Source organism: Staphylococcus sp. HMSC34C02 (genome assembly GCF_001838705.1).
Classification (GTDB): domain Bacteria; phylum Bacillota; class Bacilli; order Staphylococcales; family Staphylococcaceae; genus Staphylococcus; species Staphylococcus borealis.
Window position 1 is genome coordinate 440 of sequence record NZ_KV838594.1, and the last position, 237, is coordinate 676.

Annotated in this window: 1 protein-coding gene; it reads left to right on the forward strand. The window is 42.6% G+C overall.

The annotated features are described in order from the left end of the window. Window positions 1-237, forward strand: a 237-nt coding sequence (locus tag HMPREF3239_RS11915; RefSeq protein WP_176747971.1) for a DUF1542 domain-containing protein, incomplete at both ends; no start/stop codon positions are given.

The following is a 237-nucleotide window of genomic DNA, read 5'->3' on the forward strand; positions in this document are numbered from 1 at the left end:
CAGTGACAACTGCTAAAAACGCGATAGACCAAGCGACAAATAACGCAGGTGTAGACACTGCAAAAACAAACGGTGTAGATTCAATCAACAATCTCCAACCAACGGTTGTTAAGAAAGACGAAGCAAAAGCAGCAATTGACAAAGCAGCCGAAGCAAAGAAAGCAGAAATCGATCAAATACCAAATGCGACAGATGAAGAAAAGGCAGCAGCCAAAGCGAAAGTTGATGAAGCAGTGA